The 1046-nt window shown below is 40.5% G+C and carries 1 protein-coding gene; it reads left to right on the forward strand.

The window, feature by feature from the left end:
• Positions 1-769: hypothetical protein (locus tag JCM11969_RS16770; protein WP_054713019.1), on the forward strand; the 769-nt coding region annotated here is incomplete at its 5' end.
• Positions 770-1046: the final 277 nt, after the last annotated feature.

The raw sequence follows: 1046 nt of genomic DNA on the forward strand, positions 1-1046 counted from the left end.
AGAACGTGCAGGACTACTTTATCAAAAAGCCATGCATTTCAATCCCAAAACTGGCAAAAACGAACCCAATCGACTTTACCTGGCCGAACTAGATATGCAGTCAACTGACGTCTATTTACGCGGTGAATATGCTCAAAAAGAGCCGCAAACCCTTGCTACGAGCGAAAATCCGAAAATCGGACGTTCGCGGGAGACCGTTGGAACCCTTGCTACGAGCGAAAATCCGAAAATCGGACACGATCTAGATAAAGAACTTAAAGAAAGAGATACTAATAGATACAATATAGATACTCAAAAGTTGGACTTTTCCACAGCCCATTTTTCACCAGCAGAAATTCAAAAGCAAAACCAGGATTTGGTGAACCATGCTAATGACTTCTTAACTGATGAAGACAGTGGGCTCCCCGTTTTCTTAGAACCCGAAGCCGTGCAATTACTAAGTTTCTGGTGCCGCACTCCGCAACAAATGCGGCGCTTCATTGGCATTATCTTAAATGCTAAGTACCGAGTTGAAAAAGATCATCAAGATATTGGGGTTCTAATCCCGCTTGACGACGAAGAACTAAAACCTTTGATGACTAAAGCCTTGAGACGCTACTTTAACGCCCTGAGAAGCAATGAGAAGCATATCAAGAACGTGGAGAACTACTTATACGGCACCATGCAAAACCTATTTGCGATTTGGTGGAACCAACAAGCGGCTAGAGAATATGCGGCCAAACACCCCGAAGAATTCAAAGAGCAAGAGGCTCATTCAGATTGGCTCTAAAATCGTTTATCAGCCGTTTTAACTAACTGACATATAAATACACCAAGCTTGGTTTGAAATGGCTAAGAAACGATAAATACGGCCAATAATAAGCAAAAAAATGAGTTAATTGGTTTTAAAGACCTGATTTTATGCAAATAGAGATCTAAGTCGTTTTAACCATGAGATAAAATTATCAGTAATTTAGATCATAAAATCCTGCAAAATTGCTGTTAATTAACTGAAATACCTGGTTAATAACCAGAAAACCAGGCCCGTTAGTATGCCAGTCGGGATT

It is taken from the genome of Secundilactobacillus paracollinoides DSM 15502 = JCM 11969 (assembly GCF_001311135.1).
GTDB classification, from domain to species: domain Bacteria; phylum Bacillota; class Bacilli; order Lactobacillales; family Lactobacillaceae; genus Secundilactobacillus; species Secundilactobacillus paracollinoides.